Source organism: Oscillibacter sp. (assembly GCF_040505565.1).
GTDB lineage: Bacteria > Bacillota > Clostridia > Oscillospirales > Oscillospiraceae > Oscillibacter.
Window position 1 is genome coordinate 96,186 of sequence record NZ_JBEUWZ010000012.1, and the last position, 21,437, is coordinate 117,622.

General features: G+C 59.0%; 17 protein-coding genes. 2 read left to right on the forward strand and 15 right to left on the reverse strand.

The window, feature by feature from the left end:
* Window positions 1–35: 35 nt before the first annotated feature.
* The 14 genes from thrS to ABWQ15_RS06405 form a co-directional block, all read right to left on the reverse strand.
* Window positions 36–1,793 (reverse strand): threonine--tRNA ligase, encoded by a 1,758-nt coding sequence (thrS, locus tag ABWQ15_RS06340; protein WP_353907917.1) that lies wholly within the window; start codon window positions 1,791–1,793, stop codon window positions 36–38.
* A 376-nt stretch (window positions 1,794–2,169) separates the two neighbouring features.
* Complete coding sequence (gene tsaA, locus ABWQ15_RS06345) at window positions 2,170–2,859, reverse strand: tRNA (N6-threonylcarbamoyladenosine(37)-N6)-methyltransferase TrmO (RefSeq protein WP_353907918.1); 690 nt, start codon at window positions 2,857–2,859, stop codon at window positions 2,170–2,172.
* Between the two features lie 77 nt (window positions 2,860–2,936).
* Window positions 2,937–4,007, reverse strand: a complete 1,071-nt coding sequence (locus ABWQ15_RS06350) for a hypothetical protein (protein WP_353907919.1) — start codon at window positions 4,005–4,007, stop codon at window positions 2,937–2,939.
* A 233-nt stretch (window positions 4,008–4,240) separates the two neighbouring features.
* Complete coding sequence (locus ABWQ15_RS06355; RefSeq protein ID WP_353907920.1) at window positions 4,241–5,062, reverse strand: EFR1 family ferrodoxin; 822 nt, start codon at window positions 5,060–5,062, stop codon at window positions 4,241–4,243.
* A 36-nt stretch (window positions 5,063–5,098) separates the two neighbouring features.
* Window positions 5,099–5,308 (reverse strand): hypothetical protein, encoded by a 210-nt coding sequence (locus ABWQ15_RS06360; protein WP_353907921.1) that lies wholly within the window; start codon window positions 5,306–5,308, stop codon window positions 5,099–5,101.
* Between the two features lie 24 nt (window positions 5,309–5,332).
* Window positions 5,333–7,654: an ATP-dependent Clp protease ATP-binding subunit gene (locus ABWQ15_RS06365; protein ID WP_353907922.1), complete on the reverse strand. Its 2,322-nt coding sequence runs from the start codon at window positions 7,652–7,654 to the stop codon at window positions 5,333–5,335.
* 76 nt (window positions 7,655–7,730) lie between these two features.
* Entirely contained in the window at window positions 7,731–8,546 is an 816-nt protein-coding gene (locus tag ABWQ15_RS06370) for a CvpA family protein (protein WP_353907923.1), read from the reverse strand.
* Window positions 8,547–8,613: 67 nt separating this feature from the next.
* The gene (locus ABWQ15_RS06375) at window positions 8,614–9,795 is read right to left on the reverse strand and encodes a DUF5711 family protein (RefSeq protein ID WP_353907924.1); all 1,182 of its coding nucleotides are present in this window, start codon (window positions 9,793–9,795) and stop codon (window positions 8,614–8,616) included.
* Window positions 9,788–10,543: a tRNA pseudouridine(38-40) synthase TruA gene (gene truA / locus ABWQ15_RS06380; RefSeq protein ID WP_353907925.1), complete on the reverse strand. Its 756-nt coding sequence runs from the start codon at window positions 10,541–10,543 to the stop codon at window positions 9,788–9,790. Before truA ends, ABWQ15_RS06375 begins: the two co-directional genes overlap by 8 nt.
* 101 nt (window positions 10,544–10,644) lie before the next feature.
* On the reverse strand, window positions 10,645–11,550 hold the full coding sequence (locus ABWQ15_RS06385) for a hypothetical protein (protein WP_353907926.1): 906 nt from the start codon (window positions 11,548–11,550) through the stop codon (window positions 10,645–10,647).
* A gap of 36 nt (window positions 11,551–11,586) precedes the next feature.
* Window positions 11,587–12,390, reverse strand: coding sequence for an energy-coupling factor transporter transmembrane component T family protein (locus ABWQ15_RS06390; RefSeq protein WP_353907927.1), 804 nt, complete (start codon window positions 12,388–12,390; stop codon window positions 11,587–11,589).
* Complete coding sequence (locus tag ABWQ15_RS06395; RefSeq protein ID WP_353907928.1) at window positions 12,384–13,250, reverse strand: energy-coupling factor transporter ATPase; 867 nt, start codon at window positions 13,248–13,250, stop codon at window positions 12,384–12,386. Before ABWQ15_RS06395 ends, ABWQ15_RS06390 begins: the two co-directional genes overlap by 7 nt.
* Before the next feature lie 24 nt (window positions 13,251–13,274).
* The gene (locus ABWQ15_RS06400; protein WP_353907929.1) at window positions 13,275–14,123 is read right to left on the reverse strand and encodes an energy-coupling factor transporter ATPase; all 849 of its coding nucleotides are present in this window, start codon (window positions 14,121–14,123) and stop codon (window positions 13,275–13,277) included.
* 20 nt (window positions 14,124–14,143) lie between these two features.
* Entirely contained in the window at window positions 14,144–15,007 is an 864-nt protein-coding gene (locus ABWQ15_RS06405) for a class I SAM-dependent methyltransferase (protein ID WP_353907930.1), read from the reverse strand.
* Between the two features lie 517 nt (window positions 15,008–15,524).
* On the opposite strand from ABWQ15_RS06405, the gene ABWQ15_RS06410 reads away from it, so the two are divergent.
* Together ABWQ15_RS06410 and metA are read left to right on the forward strand one after the other, a co-directional pair.
* Entirely contained in the window at window positions 15,525–16,814 is a 1,290-nt protein-coding gene (locus tag ABWQ15_RS06410) for an O-acetylhomoserine aminocarboxypropyltransferase/cysteine synthase family protein (protein ID WP_353907931.1), read from the forward strand.
* A 110-nt stretch (window positions 16,815–16,924) separates the two neighbouring features.
* Window positions 16,925–17,866 carry a homoserine O-acetyltransferase MetA gene (gene metA / locus ABWQ15_RS06415; RefSeq protein ID WP_353907932.1) on the forward strand — a complete coding sequence of 314 codons (942 nt, stop codon included), beginning with the start codon at window positions 16,925–16,927 and terminating at the stop codon, window positions 17,864–17,866.
* 72 nt (window positions 17,867–17,938) lie between these two features.
* On the opposite strand, the gene ABWQ15_RS06420 is transcribed toward metA, so the two are convergent.
* A complete protein-coding gene (locus ABWQ15_RS06420) occupies window positions 17,939–21,430 on the reverse strand; it encodes a DNA polymerase III subunit alpha (RefSeq protein ID WP_353907933.1) in 3,492 nt (1,163 codons plus the stop codon).
* Window positions 21,431–21,437: the final 7 nt, after the last annotated feature.

Consider the following 21,437-nt stretch of genomic DNA (forward strand, 5'->3'; position numbering starts at 1 on the left):
CCCGGTTTGGCGGGCGCGGCGTCCTCTATGCCTGCTTACTTAATGGACCTGCTGTCCACCAGCTCCTTGAGCTGCGCGGTGAACGCGTCCAGACTCATGACACCCAGATCACCGTCGACCCGGTGACGGACGGCCACCTGATGACTCTCGGCCTCCTTGTCGCCCAGAACCAGCATATAGGGAGCCTTTTCAAGCTGCGCCTCACGGATCTTCTTGCCGATTTTCTCGTTGCGCAGATCCAGCTCCACCCGGAAGCCCTGTGCGCCCAGCGCGGCGGCCACCTTCTTCGCGTACTCATCCGCACGCTCTGTGATGGTCAAAATTTTGACCTGTACGGGGCTGAGCCAAGTGGGGAACGCGCCGGCAAAATGCTCGGTAATGACGCCGATAAACCGCTCAATCGAACCAAACACCACGCGATGAATCATAACAGGGCAGTGCTTTTCGCCGTCGGTTCCGGTGTATTCCAGATTGAAACGGCCGGGCAGCTGATAGTCCAGCTGGATGGTACCGCACTGCCATGTCCGGCCCAGCGAATCCTGAATGTGGAAGTCCAGCTTCGGCCCGTAGAACGCGCCATCGCCCTCGTTGACCTCATAGGTCTTTCCGATGCTTGTGATGGCGTCTGCCAGCGCGGCTGTTGCGATATCCCAGTCTTCCTTGGAACCGATGTGATCATCCGGCATGGTGGAAAGCTCAATCTTGTAGGGCAGGCCGAAGAGCTTGTAAACCTCGTCGAATAGCTGGGCAATGCGGATAACCTCGCTCTTGATCTGGTCCTTGGCCAGCAAAATGTGAGCATCGTCCTGTGTGAAGCAGCGGACGCGGAACATACCGTGGAGCGCGCCGGACAACTCGTGGCGGTGAACCAGACCCAGCTCACCGTACCGCAGGGGCAGTTCCTTATAGGAGTGGGGCTCCAGATCATAAACCAGAATGCTGCCGGGGCAGTTCATGGGTTTGATGGCGAAGTCCTCTTCGTCGATGACGGTGGTGTACATATTCTGCTTGTAGTGATCCCAGTGACCGGAGGTCTCCCACAGGGTCCGCTTCATGATCTGCGGGGTAGAGATTTCCAGATAACCCCACTTCTTATGAACCTGACGCCAGTAATCAATCAGGGTATTTTTCAGCACCATGCCCTTGGGCAGGTAGAACGGGAAGCCGGGAGCCTCGTCCCGGAAAGCAAACAGGCCCAGTTCCTTGCCAAGCTTGCGGTGATCCCGCTTCTTGGCCTCTTCAATACGCTCCAGATAGGCGTCCAGCTCCTCCTTCTTGGGGAAGGCAATGCCATAGATGCGCTGAAGCGTCTGGCGGTTGGAATCGCCGCGCCAATAGGCGGCATTGCAGGCAGTCAGCTTGATGCCGTTGCCCTTGATGCGGCCGGTGGAGTCCAGATGGGGGCCGGCGCACAGGTCTGTGAACTCGCCCTGCTTATAAAAGGAGATGGTGACGCCCTCCGGAAGATCGTTAATCAGCTCCACCTTATACGGTTCGCCCTGATCCTGCATAAACTTGATGGCCTCGGACCGGGGCAGCTCGAACCGCTCCAGCTTCAGCTTCTCCTTGCAGATCTTCCGCATCTCGGCCTCTACTTCCTCCAGCACCTCCGGGGTAAAGGGGAAGGGGGAGTCCATATCATAGTAGAAGCCCTCGTCAATCGAGGGGCCGATGGCCAGCTTCACCTCCGGGTGCAGGCGCTTCATGGCCTGGGCCAGGACGTGGGAGCAAGTGTGCCAATAAGTTTTGCGGAATGCCGCGTTTTCAAACGTATACTGATTCTCTTCGGACATTTCTGTTCCTCCTTATATTGGGGGTGAGACGGGCGCGGCCCTCGAACAGTCGGAGATTTTTGGCAGCAAAAATCTCACCCCTGAAAAATCAGGGGTGAGATACGAATTCGTATTCCACGGTTCCACCCTGCTTGCGCCTCTTTTGAGACGCCGCTCGTGTCCTCTGTAACGGGAGGTCCCGTCCCGTTCTACTCAGGTCTCCCCTTTCGGCGGGCAGCTCCAAGGCGGTACCGCTTCGGTTCCGGCAAGAGCCGCTTGCAGCAAGCGCGGCCCCTCTCTGGTGTCTTTCCCGAACAGTGTCCTTTTCCAAGCCTTTTTGTGTGATTACTGTTAAGTGTAGCACCTTGGCGCAAGGCTGTCAAGAGCCGCAGCGCTGTTAATTTTTTGTCACGGACAGAACCGTCAGCCGCTGGCCGTCCACGCAAAATTTCACCTCTGTCCCGGCAAACCCGAAACCGTATACCCGCGACCGGTCATCCTGGTAAGCGGGCCGCGGGTCCTCAGCCAAAACACCCAGCAGCGCCGACCGGCTCTCCTCCGGCAGGACCTCCAGAAACTCCGCCGGGCAGTCCACCGTCAGTCTCCGCTCCGGCGCGGCGGGGGCGAAGCCGCCTTTTGCCTCAGGGTGCGCGTCAACATAGGGGAGGTACGGCTTGATGTCCAGAATCGGCGTACCGTCCATCAGGTCGGCTCCCGCCACCCGAAGAACCATCCCCAGCTCCCGGTCCTCCTCCACTTCCAGCAGCTTTACGCAGGAAAGACCGATGGGATTCGGCCGGAAGGGCGACCGGGTGGCGAACACGCCCATGCGGGCATTTCCGCCCAGCCGGGGAGGGCGTACCGTAGGGGACCACGCGGACCGCACGGCGCCGGAAAACTGCCAGATCAGCCACAGATGGGAAAAGCCCTCAATCCCCCTTAGAGCGTCCGGGTTCCGGTACTCCGGCTCGAAAATCACGCGGCTCTCCAGTTCCTCAACCAGGCCGCTCTGCCGGGGGATACCAAATTTTGTCTGAAAGTCGCTGTGAATACGGGCAATAAATTTCACAGAAAAGCCGTCGTCCATAGGACCACTTCCCCTTCATTCGTAAATTGTTTTTTCCCAATAGAGTATAGCGGACCCACGCCGGTTTTTCAATGGCTTTATCGCCGGTCCCGCCAGCTCAGCAGCCGTCCTGTCTCAATGGCCGTCAGTGCCCGGATGCCGTCAAAGTCCACATAGGGACTATACACCGCCTCTAAGGCATCGCGGGCAGTCTTCGCGTCTCGCAGGGCGGCCACAGCCTCCTCCCGCAGGGCGGCGGCCATCCGCCGCAGGAACCGCTCCCTCCCCGGCTCCCCCGTGTGGGTCAGCGCGTCCAGTCGGATGCGGCGGAATGGTTTTTTTCCGTATTCCATGCCGGGCCGGGAGGTGACGAAGCCCAGTCCCAGCCCGGGGATCAGCAAATGCTCCAGCCGCTCCGGCTCCTCCGGGGACGGACAGGCGATCACATCCCAGCCTCGGTCCACGGCATCCTTTCGCAGCCGTTCCAGCAGCGGCCCCGCCAGCTCCCAGCGGTCCGCCAGTTCATAAATTTTAGGACACAGGGAGTCTGCGCAGTCGAACCGCCAGACCGTCCCCCGGCAGGTAATTCCACCGAGAAACCGATAGGCTGTGCGGCCCGGCTCGCCGCCTTTTCTCCGCAGTTCCCGGGCGATGATGCCGTCCAGCCTCCGATTCGCCCGCTGAAAATTGAAAGCATTCTGATTTGCTGCCACCGTCTCCAGTTCCACTTGCCGCGCCGCCTTCAGGCAGCGATACGCGCGGGCGTTGGCATCCCGCTGCTTTTCTGTCAGCCCGATAATCTCATCCCGCGAAGCTTTTGCCGCCATCAGATCGTAAAACCGGCTCAGGTCCACAATCCGGTCCACCGCCGCCGGATAGTTCGGCTCCAGCACATGGGGCGCCGTCCCGTCCACGGCGGCGCAGGCCATGTCCGGCAGTGTCAAGCCATCCAGCGAGTCCGGGTCGCCGCTGCACCGCAGATACTCCACCCGCTCCCCCGCCTCCTCCATGGCCTTTCCCAGAGAGCTGAGAAACATGGTCTTTCCAACGCCGGGTCCGCCCTTCAAAATCATCAGGTCATATGTATGCTCTCCGGCCAGCCGGCCGAAAAGGCTTTGAAATCCATCTCCACTGTTGGCACCCAGAAAGAAATTAGTCACACTAGCCATGTCGTCTCCTCCAAATCTGTTCTCACCCACAGATTATGCGGAAACAGCCTGACCCGACACAAAATCAGCATGCGTCATTTGGTCGGAACGGAAAAGCAGATGCATGGACATGAAAAAGCCGAAGACCAGTGACCCGGACTTCGGCCGAGGCAGACGAAAAAGTCCTGCGGACCTGTTCGTCTGCCTGAACAATGCAACCATTCATTTTGCGAGCGGCACTTTAAAAACCCGTCTTACAAAAACAATCCAATCTCCGCCCTGCGGGTATAATTCGCCTCCAGCATGGCCTTGTGGGAAAGGAACGCCGGGTCGTCGAAATATTTCGCACCGGTGGGACACTTGACCACACATGCCTGGCACTTGATGCACACGCCCGGGACGCTGGCAACATCCGCCGGGTCGATGGACCCCACAGGGCAGACGGCGGCGCACAGCCCGCACTTTGTACACTTATCCAGATCGGTCAGCGGCTTTGCCTTCAGAAATTTTGCGGGTTGGCCGTCAACGCCCAAGGGCGTATAATAGGGTGCGGCAGGATCACCGGGGACCTGAATAGGGGTGGAAAGCTCCGTCAAAGTCTGTACCTTTTCAGCGACCTTCTCCGCAAAGCCCTCGGCCCGGACAATGTCCTCCGCGTCGGGCCGTCCGGGAGCCAGTTTGGAAGCAAAGGCATGCTGCCCCACGAAGGCGGCGGCAGCCACGGTATGGAACCCGTGGGACTCCAGCTCCGCACACAGCTCCGCCAGAGAGTTGTCAAAGCTCCGGTTGCCAAACAGCACCACCGGCACCGCCAGCGCGCCATTGCCCGTCAGTTTCGTCTGGAAATAGGGCAGCATCTTGTTTGGAACGCGCCCCGCATAGGTGGGCGTTCCAATCACCAGCAGATCCGTTGCTGTAAAGGAACGTTCCTTCTCGCGTTCTGCGGGCGCTGAAATATTCACCGTTTCCAGCGGCTTTCCAATCTTTCGAGCCAAGGTCTCAGCCACGGCCATTACCACCTTCTCGGTGGTGCCTGTTGCGCTGTAACAGACTGCCCAGACTTTTTCAATCTCCATATCCGCTTTCCCTCTATTTCTCTTTTTAGCCCGCTCTCAGAGCGAGAAATCCTCTTCCGTCAACCGCGCTGTCTCAAGGACCGCAGGCCGGGGCGGCACCCGCTTCAGCGGGTCATACCGAAAGCTGCGGCAGCAGCTCTCCACGGGCACGATTCCCCGCTTCACACAGGCCACCTCCCGCTCGTTGATCTGCGCGCCACGCTGACAGTAAGCGCACCGCGGGTCGATGCCTTTACGAAACAGCACGAAAGTCACCTTCCTTTACAATCCTTACAGAGTGTATATCTTTACCTGTTCGTTCTCTACCGTGGCCTGAATCTGGGAAACGGGATGCTCGTAGCTGTCGATCATCTGCGCAGCCATGGGATCCTCCAGCTCCTTCTGGATGGTGCGGCGCAGGTTCCGGGCACCGTAGGTCAGGGAATAGGACTTGTGGGTAAGATACGCCAGCAGTTCGTCGCCATAGGTCAGGGTCACGCCCTTCTCCTTCAAGGAAGCAGACAGCTCCTTCAGCATGATGCGGGCAATGGACTGGAAGTTCTCCTCGCTGAGCCGGTTAAAGCAAATCACCTCGTCCACGCGGTTAATGAACTCGGGACGAAGGAACTGCTCCAGACCCTTCATTGCCTTAGCCTTGTCCTGCTGCCCGGCGGTGCGGTCAAAGCCCACCATTCCCTCCTTGGTTGCGCTGCCGGCATTGGAGGTCATGACGATGACGGTGTTTTCAAAGTTGACCTTCCGGCCGTGGGAGTCCGTGATTTCACCGTCGTCCAGAATCTGCAAAAGAATATTCAGCACATCCGGGTGAGCCTTTTCAATCTCGTCGAACAGGATCACCGCGTAGGGCTTCCTGCGGATTTTCTCCGTCAACTGCCCCGCTTCGTCATAGCCCACGTAGCCGGGGGGAGACCCTACAATGCGTGAGACGGAGTGCTTTTCCATAAACTCGGACATATCCAGCCGGATCAAGGCGTCCGGCGTGTTGAACAGGTCCGTCGCCAGCTGCTTGACCAGCTCCGTCTTTCCAACGCCGGTGGGACCGACAAAGATGAAGCTGACGGGCTTGTGTTTGGGGCTGATGCCTACCCGGTTGCGCCGCACTGCGGCGGTGACGGCCTCCACGGCCTCGTCCTGACCCACGATGTGGGCTTTCAGGCGAGTATTCAGTTGGCTCAGGCGCTGGAATTCCTGTTCCCGGATGCGGGAAGCGGGAATTCTTGTCCACAGCTCGATAACATGCGCCAGATTCTCCATCGCAAGCTGAGGGTCGCCCTTTTCCACAAGGCCCCGCAGCTCGGTGTTCAGCTGAGCCCGCTTGCTCTTTAAAAACGCCATTCGCGCATAGTCCGGCTCCGCGCCGTCCTCTGCGGCCAGCTCCTCCAGCATGGCGTTTTCCTTTTCATAGTCGTCCAGCTCCCGCTGAATCTCCATGCGGCGGGAGATATCCGGGTCCTTCAGATTCAGATCGGAGCACGCTTCGTCAATCAGGTCAATGGCCTTGTCCGGGAGGAAGCGGTCGGTGATATACCGCTCGGAGAGCAGCACCGCCTGACGCAGGATGCCGTCGGAGAGCTTCACACCGTGGAACGCCTCATACTTTGAAGCCAGTCCCTTCAAGATCTGAATGGAGTCCTCAATAGACGGCTCGTTCACCGTCACCGGCTGAAAGCGCCGCTCCAGAGCGGTGTCCTTCTCAATGGACTTGCGGTACTCGGTAAAGGTGGTTGCGCCGATGACCTGAATCTCGCCCCGGGAGAGGGCGGGTTTCAGAATATTGGCGGCGTTCATGCTGCCCTCGGCGTCTCCTGCACCTACGATGGTGTGAACCTCGTCGATCATGAGGATGATGTTACCCAGCCGCTTCACCTCGTCGATGAGACCCTTCATCCGGGACTCGAACTGGCCCCGGAACTGGGTGCCCGCAACCAGAGCGGTCAGATCCAGCAGATAGACCTCCTTCTCCCGCAGCTTGAAGGGCACCTTTCCCTCGGAAATACGCTGGGCAAGCCCCTCGGCGATGGCAGTCTTGCCAACACCGGGCTCGCCGATCAGGCAGGGATTATTCTTCTGGCGGCGGTTCAGGATCTGAATTACCCGTTCGATCTCCTGTCCCCGGCCGATCACTGGGTCCAGCTTGCCGACCTTTGCCCGCTCCGTCAGGTTCAGGCAATAGCTCTCCAGATACTTACGTTTTTTATCGCCCTTGTGCTCCTTGTCCCGGTCCGCCCGGGCGGAACTGCCCTGGGACTGTTCGTCACTCCGGGAGGAAGAGTCTCCGTTGAACAGACGATTCAGGAACGGAAAGGTAGCGGTCTTGCCCTCTTCCTCATCCGGGTCGGAATTATTGTCCTCCTTAGACAAATCCTCCACGTTCTCCACGCCGTCAAATGCCTGCAGCATTTCGTTGTTCAGCGTATCCAGATCGTCATCGGAAATTCCCATCCGCTTCATCATATCATCCACCTGAGGAAGGCCCAGTTCCTTGGCGCACTTCAGGCACAGGCCCTCGTTCACGGTGTTGTCACCATCCAGCCGGGAAATAAAAACCACGGCCACATTTTTTTTGCATCTTGAGCAAAGTTTCGCTTGCATCGTATACCTCCAGAATTACAGTGGGCGTTGGGAACGCCGTGCCGGACGCTCCGGCTGTGCGGGAAAGCGCGCGGAATCAATAGAAAATCAAGTCCAACGGACTATGGCTTGTAAAAAAGCTCAGCAAATGGGTCTGTGCCACGGTTTCCGTGTTGAAAGAGATATGCAGACAGCGCAGCAGCCAAATTCCCAGAAACACCAGCAGCGCCCCCTGGATAAGTCCCACCAGCGCGCCGCCCAGTCCATTCAGAAAATGGATGCCCGGCAGCTTCATCGCAAGATCCAGCGCCTTCGCCACCAGATGGAGCAGCAGCATCAGCACCACAAAGGACAGAGTAAACAAAAGGATGTACACGAAGGATTCCATCACGCTGTCCACCACCGCCATGGCGAGGGAGACACCGGTTTCCTGAACCTTTTCCTCCGCCCTGTCCGCAAGGGACTTTGTCAGCGTGTCATCCCATCCCATCAGCTTCAGCAGTTCCCCCGCCTGCAGACGGGTCTGGGCGCCGTCCTTTGAGGAATCTCCGGATGAAACCGCCGCGCCTCCGTATGTGGATGCCGTCTGATCCTTCGAGGTGTCCGAGCCGGCCTGTGGCTTCACCGGGGTCACGCTGTCTCCGCTCTCTGCGGACGAGCCGTCTGTCTGAGAAGACGCACCGCCGCTGATCGCGTCATCCACCCTTTGTGTAATGGTGGTCTCAATGACCGGCCGGAGCAGCTTCGTGGTCATCGGGGTCAGCTCTCGCGCAGCAAACGTAGCTCCTGTCAATGCGAGAATCACCATCAGCAATCCCACAACCGCCCGGAACAGGCCGCGCCACGCGCCGTAGACCAGGAACCCAAACAGCACAGCCGCGACAATACAGTCTATTATAACAGCTGTTTTCATGTTTGCCTACCTCCCCGGTCGTAAATAATTTGTGAATTCATCTGAAATATCGTCCAAAAGTGCACATTCATGGCAGAAATCTTACTGCGTGTTCCGCCGCCAGCAGCAGGGCGGACCCGTCGTTTCCTACCAGCGCCTCCCGGGCGTAGTCCGTGCCGGTGAGGGAGGCATACTGCTCCAGCTGGGGCGTGTAGATCACCAGCTTGTCGGCATACAGCACCGCAATGTATCGCCCGGAGGCGGAGATGCTCAAAATCTCGTCGCTGACAGGCAGCGCGGCGATCTCCTGACCGTCGGTTCCTACCGTTACCAGACGGCCCACGCTGCCAGACCGATAGCGGTTCAGCAGCAGCACCGCGTAGTTCTCTCCATGAAGATCATACTCCCGCAGAAAAGACCCGTTATAAGAATATGTAGCCGACAGTTCCCGGGCAGACGAGCTGAAATACAGCCCATCGTCGCAGACCATGGCAAGACTTTGGCCCACCGTCCCCATGTCATAGCACATACCGTCGCCCACGGTCCAGGACGTCACCGGATCGGTGGCCGTCAGGGCATAGAGCACCTCGCTGGAGGCGAACGCCCCGCCGGACTGGCCCAGCGTTACCGCCGCGAGATACTTTCCGTCGTTGGTTACATAGGCATTGGAAACAAAGCGCTCCGACGAATTGAAGGTAAACAGTGGATTCCCCGCCGCGTCATAGGCGTAGACGGACGCCTTGTAGTTCTGCTTCCGGGCGGTCACCGCCAGCTCGCCGCCGCTGTTCAGCGTGGCGGCGATATACGGCTCCGTCTCGTCGGCGCTCTGCTGGTAGACGAGGCCCTTCTCGTCCAGTACGTACAGTTCCGTACCGCCCACGTCGTAGGCCACGGCCCGGTCCCCCGCCACGCTCAGCGCCGGCGCCACCATTTTCACAGAGGCAGACCAAACCGTTCCTCCGTTTCCGTCCACCAAGGACAGCGACGTATCCGAGAGGACCGCCAGCGTATTCCCCAGCTTTGCAAAGCGGTTGGTGGAAGATGCGTCGTAGACGTACCCCGTAGTCCCGTCGCCCTCGCTTTTGCCATAGGCAAAATAGCGCCGCAGGATGTCCAGCCCCGTGCCGTCCCTCCAGGCGGCGGCCAAAACCACCCCCAGAACCGCCAGCAGCAACAGGAAAAAGATCAGGAAGCTCCGCAGACGATGGCGCTTCAGAGGGAGGTTCTCCTCATCGTTGTCATTCCAGATGTCATTCGTTCTATCAGCCATTGAGCCGTTCATCCTCATACCAAAGTCTTGTCAGGTACAGCCCTCCCGGCGGTGCGGTGGGTCCCGCAGCGCTGCGGTCCCGGCTCGCCAGGATTGCGGGAATATCCTCCGGGGCAAATTTGCCCTCCGCCGCGTACAGCACCGTCCCGGTGATGGCACGCACCATATTATACAAAAAACCGTCTGCGCAGACCTTCAATTCCAAAAGGTCCCCGCTGCGGGACACATCGCAGTAATAGATCGTACGGACAGTGGACTTCGTCTCCGTCCCCACGCTCCGCACCGCCGCGAAATCGTGGGTCCCCACGAACATCCCTGCGGCGCGGTTCAGAAATTCCTCGTCCAGCTTCTTCGGGTAAAAGTACGCCCGATTCACATAGAACGGATTTTTAAAAACAGAATTGTAGATCCGGTAGGTATATTCCTTTTTGACGCAGGACCCAATGGCGTTAAAATCGGGGTCCACCTCCAGCGCCTCCTTCACGGCAATGTCCTCCGGCGTGTGGGTGTTGACGGCAAAGGGCAGTCGGTCCGTGGGGATGCGGCTGTCTGTGCGGAAATTCGCCACATACCGCTCGGCGTGAACGCCCGCGTCGGTGCGGCCGCAGCCGGTGAGATGGATCGGGCCGCCGCAGACCTCCGCCAGGGCTTTTTCCAGCGTTCCGCAGACGGAAACGGCGTTTTTCTGCACCTGCCACCCATGGTAGGAGGTGCCGTTGTACATCAGTTTCAGGGCAATATTTCGCATGGTAGTTCTCCTTCATCGGGCCGGAGCAAATCGGGCAGGCAAGCAACGCCGCACCGCCTCCCGGCGGGCGGAATCGTTTATGTCATGCAATGAATCCGCTTTCACGCCACAGCAGGGGGCATGAGCTTTAGCATCACATCCCCGCTATATTTCGTGATAGAGGCGGACTCCAGCTGAAATTCATAGGACCATCCGTCGTTGCCGATGCAAACAAAGGTGAGGGTCACCTCGTCCCCATTTCGGCACACCAGCGCGTTATCCCATTCCTGGGGGCCGTACAGATACCTCCCCGCCTCGTCCTCCACGGCGCTGAGTTGTTTCATCAGCTTACCGTTGCGGTAAAGCCGGAACGACGGGCTCCCAACGGCCACGGGCTTGCCTCCCTCCACCACAGAAAGGCGGCAGTCCGCGTTCATTCGCATCAGGCCCACTCCCGGCGCCGGAAGGGATTTACGCACATAGGTCATGCCGCCCTCTTTCAGATCAGCCCGAAGAGAAGCGGTCATAAAGCGTGTGTTGGGGTAGTCTCCCAGCCGCTCTTTCACGAAGGCGCCGTCCGCCTCCACCGTAACCGTCAGGGAGACACTTTGATCCCCTGCGCCCTGCTGCGCCGAAAGCGGCAGTGTCAGAAGAGTGGTATAGACGCCGGAATCACTCCGGGTCAGCGGGAGGGAGGACGACGCCCCACCCTGCGTCACCAGCAGTGTCACCGCCGCGCCGGGAAGGTCATCCCATAGCTCCAAGGACACGTCCGCCGATGCCGTCCCGCCAGCCTTATCAACGCCGGTTGGCGTCAGATCGAAGGACTTTGTCAAACGGGCGGAGCTTTCCACAGCACTTGGCGCAGACGTCCCCTGCTGCGCCGAGGAAGCCGGAACCGTCTGATCGGGAGCGCTCTGCTGCAAAGTCCTCAGTCTGCTTCCCTGCCAGATGACCACTCCCACCAGCGCGACGCACAGCGTCAGCACGATGGCCAGCACCCAAAGTGGCAGTTTCTTCGCTTTCATACAGCAGACCTCCCTTTCCCCGCCCCGGCGTTTTTCTTAAAACCCGAACCGCCCCAGCACAATGACGCCCGCGGTAATGACCGCACCACAGGCCAGCGCCCAATAATCTCTTGCCGCGTATTTAAGAGGATTCAGCTTTGTCCGCCCCTCGCCGCCGTGGTAACAGCGGCACTCCATAGCGACTGCCAGCTCGTCCGCCCGGCGGAACGCGCTGATGAACAGCGGCACCAGAATGGGAATGAGAGCTTTTGCCTTATGAAACAGGTTCCCGCTTTCAAAGTCCGCGCCCCGGGCCTTTTGAGCGGACATGATCTTGTCCGTCTCCTCGATCAGCGTCGGGATAAACCGCAGCGCAATGGACATCATCATCGCCAGCTCGTGGACCGGCACGCGGAGCTTTTTCAGTCCTCCCATCAGCTGTTCCAGCCCGTCTGTAAGCCGGATGGGACTGGTGGTGTAGGTCAGGAGGAACGTGCCCATAATCAGCAGCATGATGCGCAGCACCATCCGCACCGCCATCTCCAACCCCTGCCGGGAGATGTGAAGCACGCCTAGTTGATAAAGATAGTCGCCCGGGGTAAAGAATAAATTTAAAATGCCGGTGAACAGAATAATGAGCAGCACCGGTTTCAATCCCCGCACCAGCGCTCTTGCCCCCACTTTGGAGATGCGGGCACAGGTGAGAAACACGGCGGCCATGATCCCGTAAGTCAGCACGGAATCCGCACAGAACAGCCCCACGATATAGAGGACTACCAGCAGCAGCTTCGTTCTGGGGTCCAGTCGGTGGGCAATGGTATCGCCGGGAAAATACTGGCCAAGCGTGATATCCTTCAGCATCCCGCAGCCCCCTTCCGAAGCGTCAGGAGCTGCCGCTCCAAATCCTCGGCGGTGTAAACCGCGGGGTCCACATCAAGGCCCCGCTCCTTCAGAGCTATGGCGACGCGGGTGATCTGTGGCACGTCCAGTCCGGCGGAGAGCAACTCGTCCGCGCGGCTGAAGACCTCTCTCGGCGTCCCCTGCATCAGCACATGGGCGGATTTCAGAACCAGAATGCGATCCACATTCCCGGCCACTTCCTCCATACTGTGGCTGACCATAATGACCGTGCCGTTTTTATTCCGATGATAGTCACGGATGTTGGCCAGAAGGTTTTCCCGGCCCGCCGGATCCAATCCCGCCGTGGGCTCGTCCAGAATCAGCACCCTCGGTTCCATGGCCAGCACGCCCGCCAGGGCCACCCGCCGCTTTTGTCCGCCGGAGAGTTCAAAGGGCGATTTTTCCAGTTGGTCATCCCGGATACCCACAAGGCGCGCAGCCTCCCGAACGCAGCGGTCCAACTCGTCTCCTGTCTTTCCCATGTTGGCGGGACCGAAGGCGATGTCCTTATAGACCGTCTCCTCGAAAAGCTGATATTCCGGATACTGAAACACCAGTCCCACCCGGAACCGCACGTTCCGAATTTTCTTCGGCTCTGCCCAGATATTCTTTCCCTCCAGCAGGATCTTCCCGGAGGTGGGCTTCAAAAGGCCGTTCAGATGCTGAATCAGGGTGGATTTTCCAGAGCCGGTGTGACCGATAATCCCCAGAAATTCTCCGTCCGCCACGTCAAAGCTCATATCCTCCACGGCACTGCGCTCAAAGGGCGTGCCGATCCCGTAGGTATGTGTCAGGTGTACGACCTTTAAAATCGGTTCCAATGAATGATTCCCTTCCTGTCTCGTTTATCGAAGTGCCGCTGCCACCGCGTCCGCGCACTCGTCCACGGTGAGGGCGTCCAACGGCAGGTCCAGCCCGTCCCTGCGCAGGCGGTCCAGCAGATCCACGGTGTCAGGCACCGTCAGGCCAAGACTGCGCAGCTCCTCCACCTGAGCAAAAATTTCTCTGGGTGCGCCGTCCATGGCAATTTTTCCGTCGTCCATAACGACAACGCGGTCGGCGTCCTCCGCCTCGTTCATGTGGTGGGTGATGAGTATCACGGTGATGCCCTTTTCCCGATTCAGCCGGTGGGCAGTGGACAGAACCTCTCGCCGCCCCGTGGGGTCCAGCATAGCGGTGGCCTCGTCCAGAACGATACAGTCCGGCTCCATGGCGATGACGCCCGCGATGGCGATGCGTTGCTTCTGTCCGCCGGAGAGCAGATGCGGCGCGTGCTGGGCAAACTCCGCCATACCCACCGCTCCCAGTGCAAGGTCTACCCGCTGGCGAATTTCCGCCGTGGGGACGCCCAGATTCTCCGGAGCAAAAGCCACGTCCTCCTCCACCACATTGGACACGATCTGGTTATCCGGGTTCTGAAACACCATCCCCACCCTGCGGCGGATGTCCAGCAGACAGGACTCGTCGGCGGTGTTCATTCCCTCCACGCACACGCTGCCCGTAGAGGGCAGCAGGATCGCGTTAAAGGTCTTGGAAAGAGTGGATTTCCCGGACCCGTTATGGCCCAAAATCACCACGAAGGACCCTTTTTCAATTTTCAGATCCACGCCCCGCAAGGCCACCGTGGCTTGCTCCCCCTCCTCCACCGCCGGATAGAGGTATTGGAGGTTCTCCGTTTGAAGAATCGTTGACATCACTCTTTACTTCCCGTCGCTTATTCGCTGAACCAACGTCCCGTCGCACCGCAGGGCAGATATAATCCGGTCCGCGTCACCGGCAGGCCCAGCTCGTCCCAAGCGCACTTACCGCCGTACTTTTCCTTCACCAAAATACCCAGCAGATACCCCAGCACCGACGGGGCAAGGCCGGTGGTATAAGAGTTGATGAGCACGAACAGCGGCTTATCGGACAGAACGCCCGCGCAGAGTTTCACAAACTCATACAGGTTTTCCTCCAGCTTCCAGACCTCGCCGCCGGGACCCCGGCCATAGCTGGGGGGGTCCATGATAATGGCGTCATAGGTATTCCCCCGCCGGATTTCCCGCTCCACGAATTTCCCGCAGTCATCCACGATCCAGCGGATAGGCGCGTCCGTAAGCCCCGAGAGTTTCGCGTTCTCCTTCGCCCAGGCCACCATTCCCTTTGCCGCGTCCACATGGCACACGCTGGCCCCGGCCTTGGCGCAGGCCACCGTTGCCCCACCCGTATAGGCAAACAGATTCAAGACCCGGACAGGTCTTCCGGCGTTTTTGATCTTTTCCATGGCAAAGTCCCAGTTGACGGCCTGCTCTGGGAACAGGCCCGTGTGCTTGAAGTTCATGGGCTTTACCTGAAAAGTCAGCTCTCCGTAGCGCATCTTCCAGCTCTCCGGAAGCTGTCCCTTTTCCCAATGTCCGCCGCCGGTCTGAGAACGGAAATACCGTCCGTTGGCCCGCTTCCAGCCGGGATCGCCGTGATCCGTCTCCCAGATGGCCTGGGGGTCCGGGCGCACCAGGAGCTGCGAGGCCCAGCGCTCCAGTTTTTCGCCGCCGCCGCAGTCCAGCAATTCATAATCCCGCCAGTTCTCCGCGATCCACATGATGGTTCCTCCGTTTTCTCGTGATAATAAATCAATCGTAACATTATACTTCAAAAGGCGCCGCCCCGTCAATCAAGGATTTCGGGGGCCGCTTGCCGCAATTGTGCCGTTTCCCCCCTGCTGAATACCGTTTTTTTATCATTCATGGAAGTATACCACAAAAAACCACTTGACTTTTTAAAAAGCCATGCTAGAATGACAGCAATATGAAAAGGCAGTGACGGAGAGGGCGGGGACGCGGACCTTACAGAGAGCCGGCGGTTGGTGTGAGCCGGTGGGAAAACGCCTCCAATGCCTATGGCTCCCGAGCCGAAAGAGCGAACCCGTATTGGGATAGGTCTTTCCGTGTCGCCGCGTTAAGGCAGAGGGCTTGTTGGAGCCTGTGAGGAGGCGTGTCTTTGTACACGCAATTTGAGTGGTACCGCGGAAGTTATGTGACTTTCGTCTCAAAGGATGCTTTGAGGCGGAGGTCTTTTTCTTTTGCCTCAGAGTGTCAAACGGAAAGGAGTTCAAAATCATGAGCAATCAGAAAATCGAAACCATCTGTGTCCAGGGCGGCTACACTCCCGGCAACGGCGAGCCCCGTCAGATCCCCATCGTGCAGTCTACCACCTTCAAGTACAACACCTCCGAGGACATGGGTAAGCTGTTCGACCTGGAGGCCAACGGCTATTTTTACACCCGCCTCCAAAATCCCACCAACGACTATGTGGCGGCGAAGATCGCCGCGCTGGAGGGCGGTACGGCAGCGATGCTCACCTCTTCCGGTCAGGCGGCCAACTTCTTCGCCCTGTTTAATATCGCCTCCTGCGGCGACCACATCGTGGCCTCCTCCAGCATTTACGGCGGCACCTTCAACCTGATCTCCGTCACCATGGCGAAGATGGGCGTTGAATGCACCTTTGTCGCCCCGGACTGCACGGATGCGGAGCTGAGCGCCGCCTTCCGGCCCAACACCAAGTGCGTCTTCGGCGAGACCATCGCAAACCCCGCCCTCACGGTGCTGGACATTGAAAAATTTGCGCAGGCGGCCCATGGCCACGGCGTACCCCTGATCGTGGATAACACGTTCCCGACCCCCATCAACTGCCGCCCCTTTGAATGGGGCGCGGACATCGTCACCCACTCCACCACCAAATATATGGACGGCCACGGCGTCGCCGTAGGCGGGGCCATCGTGGACTCCGGCAAATTCGACTGGCTGGCTCACGCCGAGAAGTTTCCCGGCCTGTGCACGCCGGATGACAGCTACCACGGAATCACCTACGCGGAGAAGTTCGGCAAAGAGGGCGCGTTTATCACGAAATGCACCGCTCAGCTGATGAGGGACTTCGGCTCCATCCAGTCCCCCCAGCACGCATTCTACCTGAATCTGGGTCTGGAGAGCCTCCATGTCCGTATGGCCCGCCACTGCGAGAACGGTCAGGCCGTGGCGGAATTTCTGGCGGCGCACCCGAAGGTCGCGTCCGTCAGCTACTGCGGCCTAAGCGGCGACAAGTATCACGCCGCGGCGGAGAAATACCTGCCCCACGGGTCCTGCGGCGTGGTTTCCTTCGAGTTGAAGGGTGGGCGCGAGGCCGCCGGAGCGTTCATGAAACATCTGAAGCTGGCCGCCATCGAGACACACGTGGCGGACGCCCGGACCTGCTGTCTCAACCCCGCCAGCTCCACCCACCGCCAGATGTCCGACGAGCAGCTGAAGGCCGCCGGCATCCCCGCTGGTCTTGTCCGGCTGAGCTGCGGCCTTGAGAGCAAGGCCGACCTGATCGGTGACATCTCTCAGGCGCTGGATCTGGTGAGGGACTGACGCGGTCGGGCGCTCATCCATTCAAAATTGTCCGCTTTCCAACGGATGATTCGTATGAGTGCCGGTCTGCCGATTTTCCCACCACGGCGCTGTGAAAGGAGAAGCCAGCTTTGCCTATCAAAATTCCAAATCAGCTGCCAGCCACAGGTACGCTGACCCGCGAAAACATTTTCGTTATGACCGAGACCCGCGCCATGACTCAGGATATCCGTCCTCTGCAAATTCTCCTGCTGAACCTGATGCCCACCAAGGCCGACACAGAAACGCAGCTGGCCCGGGTTCTGGGTAACACGCCGCTTCAAATCGAGCTGGAGCTGATTGCTCCAACCGGCCACGTGTCCAAAAACACTTCACAAGAGCACATGCTGGCTTTTTACAAAACCTTTGAAGAGGTAAAGGACCGAACCTTTGACGGACTGGTCATCACCGGCGCACCCGTGGAAAATCTGCCCTTTGAAGAGGTGGACTACTGGCCCGAGCTGTGCGAGATCATGGAGTGGAGCAAGACCCACGTTCACTCCACCCTCCACATCTGCTGGGGCGCACAGGCAGGACTTTACTATCATTACGGTATCCCGAAGCGAGCTCTTCCGGAAAAGCTGTTCGGCGTATTTCTCCACACGGTGGAAGATCCCAACTTCATCCTCTTCCGCGGCTTTGACGACCAATTCTGGGTTCCTCATTCCCGCCACACCACGGTGTACCGGGAGGATATTGAGGCTGTGCCGGAGCTCAAGATTCTGGCCGCTTCACAGGAGGCGGGGGTCTACGCCGTGAAGACCGATGGAGGCCATCAGATCTTTTTGATGGGCCATGCGGAGTATGACTGGGACACCCTGAAGATGGAGTATGACCGGGATGTGGCCGCCGGAGCCGCCATCCGGCTGCCGAAGCACTACTTTCCAAACGATGACCCCACCCAAACGCCGGTGGTCACCTGGCGCTCCTGCGGGAATCTGCTGTATTCCAACTGGCTGAACTACAACGTATACCAGACCGTTCCCTACGATATCCGGGACATCCGGCTGGGCAAGCGAACGGAGGAACCGTGAAACCGCCTGTCGGAAGCTCTTTTTGCAGACAAAAACTGTCCCGCCGCATATTCATGCGGCGGGACGGTTTCTTTATTTGACGACCACATTCTCCTCGCCCAGCGTCTCTCTGGCCTCCTGTAAAAGCGCCTGATGGAGCAGCAGCTGAGCACCGAACACCTTTCGGGTGTCCGCCATCACCAGCTTCACCGGCGTACTGCCGGGAAACATTTGAAACACCAGCTTCATGTGACGCAGCTCCGGGCTGTCCTTTCCGGGAAACTTCAAGTAGAGGACGCTGCCCTCCGCCAGCTTCTTTTCGCCTGCTTCCGGAACCGGGGCCGGCAGCGGCGCGCCGCCGCCCAGAGGAACCGCGGAATCGCACATGATCTGAGGGGCCTTTTCATCCCGGACGGAGAGCTTTCCCTTCACCACCACCGCCTGATTTTCCTGCAGACACGCGCCGCAGGCATCCAGCGTCCGGGAAAAGCACAAAAGCTCGATGGCGGCGGTGTCGTCCTCCACCGTGACATAGGCCATTAAGGTATTGTTTTTCGTGGTCTTCGTCTTGCTGGAGGTCACGACCCCGGCGATTGTCACCCGCTGCCCGTCGGCAAATTGGGTAGGGCCGCCCTCCTGCCCGAAATCATTCAGAATGGAGGCGATAGCGGGTGCGTTCAGCCGCTTTACCTCGGCCCGATACTGGTCCATGGGATGACCCGAGAGGTAGAGTCCGGTGGTCTCCTTCTCCATATTCATCAGCTCCTGCTGGGAAAACTCCGGGATGTCCGGAAGGTCCGCCTCCCTAGGCGGCTCCTGCTCCGCCGTGTCACCTGCCGCCATGGAGAAGAAGTCGATCTGCCCTTCCACGTTCTGGCGGCTGGCGCTGGCAACCGAGTCCATTACCGTCTCGAAAACCTTGATGAGCTGGGACCTCTTTGCTCCAAAGCCGTCAAACGCACCGGAGCGGATCAGGTTTTCCATCGCCCGCTTGTTCATCTCGCCGCCGTTCATCCGCACGCAGAAGTCGTTGAGGGAGGAAAAAGGTCGATCTTCCCGATCCCGCATCACGGCCTGGATAAACCCGCGCCCGATGTTCTTGACGGCAGCCAGTCCAAACCGGATACCGTCTTCCTCCACCGTGAAGGTATCGCAGGAACGGTTGATATCCGGCGGAAGCAGCTTAATGCCCCAGTCGCGGCACTCCGTGATGTATCCCGCGATCTTGGCGGAGTTATCCAGTACGCTGGTGAGCAGCGCCGCCATATACTCCTTTGTAAAATGGCGCTTAAAGTAGGCGGTCTGATAGGCCACCACGGCGTAGGCAACGGAGTGTGCCTTGTTGAACGCATAGTTGGCAAAGTCATAGATGTCCTGATAGATGGCCTCGGCCGTCGCCTCTGGGATGCCATTTGCAACGCAGCCGGAGATGCCGCGCTCCGTATCGCCGCGGATAAACGCGTCCTTTTCCCTCGCGATCTGAGAGGCCTTTTTTTTGGAGATGGCCCGGCGCACCATGTCCGCCTGGCCCAGAGAATACCCCGCCAGCCGGCGGAAGATCTCGATGACCTGCTCCTGATACAAAATGCACCCATAGGTAATGGACAGGATCGGCTCCAGAGACGGGTGAAGATAGGAGATCAGCTTCGGATTTTGGGCGCAGGCGATGAACTTAGGGATGGAGTCCATGGGGCCGGGGCGGTACAGTGCGATGATGGAGGAGATATCCTCCATGCTGCGGGGCTTCAGCCCCACGCACACGCCGGTCATTCCGGTGGATTCCATTTGGAACACACCGATGGTCTTCCCCTGGCCCAGCATCTCGTACGTGGGCGCGTCGTCCTCCGGTATGTCCTCCAGCCGGAAGCCGGGCCGCTCCGCCTGCACCATTTTCACCGCGTCATCCAGCACCGTCAGGTTCCGCAGGCCCAGGAAATCCATTTTCAAAAGGCCCAGTTCCTCCAGCGTGGTCATAATATACTGGCAGACCACCGCGTCGTCGTTTTTCGCCAGCGGTACATATTCGTACACCGGCTTTTTTGTGATAACGACGCCTGCGGCGTGGGTGGAGGCGTTGCGGGGCATTCCCTCAAGCTTACGGGCCGTGTCAATCAGGGTCTTCACGTTTTCGTCGCCCTCGTAGAGATCGCTGAGGGGCTTTGAAAGCCGCAGCGCGTCGCTGAGGGTAATATGCTGGGTGTTGGGTACCTGCTTGGCGATGGCGTCCACCTCCGCGTAGGGCAGCCCCATCACCCGGCCGACGTCCCGGATGACGCCTCGGGCCGCCATGGTACCGAAGGTCACGATCTGGGCCACGTGGTCGTCTCCGTACTTCCGGCGAACGTAGTCCACCACCTCGCCCCGGCGGACGTCGCCAAAATCCATGTCAATATCCGGCATACTGACTCGCTCCGGATTCAGGAACCGTTCAAAATAGAGGCCGAACCGCATCGGCTCCACATCCGTGATATACAGGCAGTAGCTCACCATGCTTCCGGCGGCGCTACCGCGCCCCGGGCCCACGGGAATGCCCGTGCTTCTGGCGTAGCGCACGAAGTCGGAGACAATGAGAAAATAGTCCGTAAAGCCCATCTTCCCGATCATTTCCAGCTCATAGGTGAGCTGTTTCCGATATTCCGGATGCGCATCCCCATACCGCTCCCCAAAGCCCCGGTCGCACAGCTCTTTCAGATAGGTATAGGCGTCGTAGCCCTCAGGCAGCTTGAATTCCGGCAGCTGATATTTGCCGAAGACAAACTCCACGTTGCATCGCTCCGCGATTTTCCCGGTGTTGTCCACCGCGTCCTCGTAGCCCTCGAACAGGGTGCGCATCTCCTCCTCGGAACGGAGGTAGAAATTTCGCGGTTCGTAGCGCATCCGGTTTTCGTCCGCCAAGAGCTTTCCCGTCTGGATGCACAGCAGCACGTCGTGGGCCTCCGCGTCCTCTTTGCGGAGGTAGTGGGCGTCATTGGTGCAGACCATGGGAAGGCCCGTCTCCTGATGAAGCTTCAAAATTCCCCGGTTCACCTTCTGCTGGTCGGGAATACCGTGGTCCTGAAGCTCCAGATAGAAGCGGTCCGGCCCGAAAATGTCCGCCAGTTCCAGCGCCACGGTTTTGGCGGTTTCATATTCCCCGCTGCGCAGCCGCCGGGGAATTTCCCCCGCCAGACAGGCAGACAGAGCAATCAGCCCCCGATGGTGTTCCCGCAACAGCTCCATATCCACCCGGGGCTTGATGTAAAATCCATCGGTCCACGCCGTGGAAACCATGTATGTGAGGTTTCGATACCCCTCCTCGTTTTCACATAGCAGCACCAGATGGCGGCTCTCTGCGTCGAACTCGTGCTGCTTGTGAAATCGTGTCCGTCCTCTGGGCGCAACATAGACCTCGCAGCCGATGATGGGCTTGACGCCCGCGTCCTTGCAGGCACGGTAAAAGTCAATCACGCCGTACATGACCCCGTGGTCCGTGATAGCGCAGGCGGTCTGGCCCATCTCCTTCAGGACTCCCGGCAGTTCCTTGATGCGGCACGCGCCGTCCAGCAGGCTGAACTCCGTATGAACGTGTAAATGGGCAAAGGCCATATGACAC

Coding starts and splice junctions, on each gene's coding strand:
- ABWQ15_RS06370 (WP_353907923.1), bottom strand. CDS start 8,546: ATGAAAACAGCTGTTATAATAGACTGTATTGTCGCGGCTGTGCTGTTT.
- ABWQ15_RS06375 (WP_353907924.1), bottom strand. CDS start 9,795: ATGGCTGATAGAACGAATGACATCTGGAATGACAACGATGAGGAGAAC.
- truA (WP_353907925.1), bottom strand. CDS start 10,543: ATGCGAAATATTGCCCTGAAACTGATGTACAACGGCACCTCCTACCAT.
- thrS (WP_353907917.1), bottom strand. CDS start 1,793: ATGTCCGAAGAGAATCAGTATACGTTTGAAAACGCGGCATTCCGCAAA.
- ABWQ15_RS06400 (WP_353907929.1), bottom strand. CDS start 14,123: ATGTCAACGATTCTTCAAACGGAGAACCTCCAATACCTCTATCCGGCG.
- tsaA (WP_353907918.1), bottom strand. CDS start 2,859: ATGGACGACGGCTTTTCTGTGAAATTTATTGCCCGTATTCACAGCGAC.
- ABWQ15_RS06385 (WP_353907926.1), bottom strand. CDS start 11,550: ATGAAAGCGAAGAAACTGCCACTTTGGGTGCTGGCCATCGTGCTGACG.
- ABWQ15_RS06390 (WP_353907927.1), bottom strand. CDS start 12,390: ATGCTGAAGGATATCACGCTTGGCCAGTATTTTCCCGGCGATACCATT.
- ABWQ15_RS06355 (WP_353907920.1), bottom strand. CDS start 5,062: ATGGAGATTGAAAAAGTCTGGGCAGTCTGTTACAGCGCAACAGGCACC.
- ABWQ15_RS06405 (WP_353907930.1), bottom strand. CDS start 15,007: ATGTGGATCGCGGAGAACTGGCGGGATTATGAATTGCTGGACTGCGGC.
- ABWQ15_RS06365 (WP_353907922.1), bottom strand. CDS start 7,654: ATGCAAGCGAAACTTTGCTCAAGATGCAAAAAAAATGTGGCCGTGGTT.
- ABWQ15_RS06410 (WP_353907931.1), top strand. CDS start 15,525: ATGAGCAATCAGAAAATCGAAACCATCTGTGTCCAGGGCGGCTACACT.
- ABWQ15_RS06350 (WP_353907919.1), bottom strand. CDS start 4,007: ATGGCTAGTGTGACTAATTTCTTTCTGGGTGCCAACAGTGGAGATGGA.
- ABWQ15_RS06420 (WP_353907933.1), bottom strand. CDS start 21,430: ATGGCCTTTGCCCATTTACACGTTCATACGGAGTTCAGCCTGCTGGAC.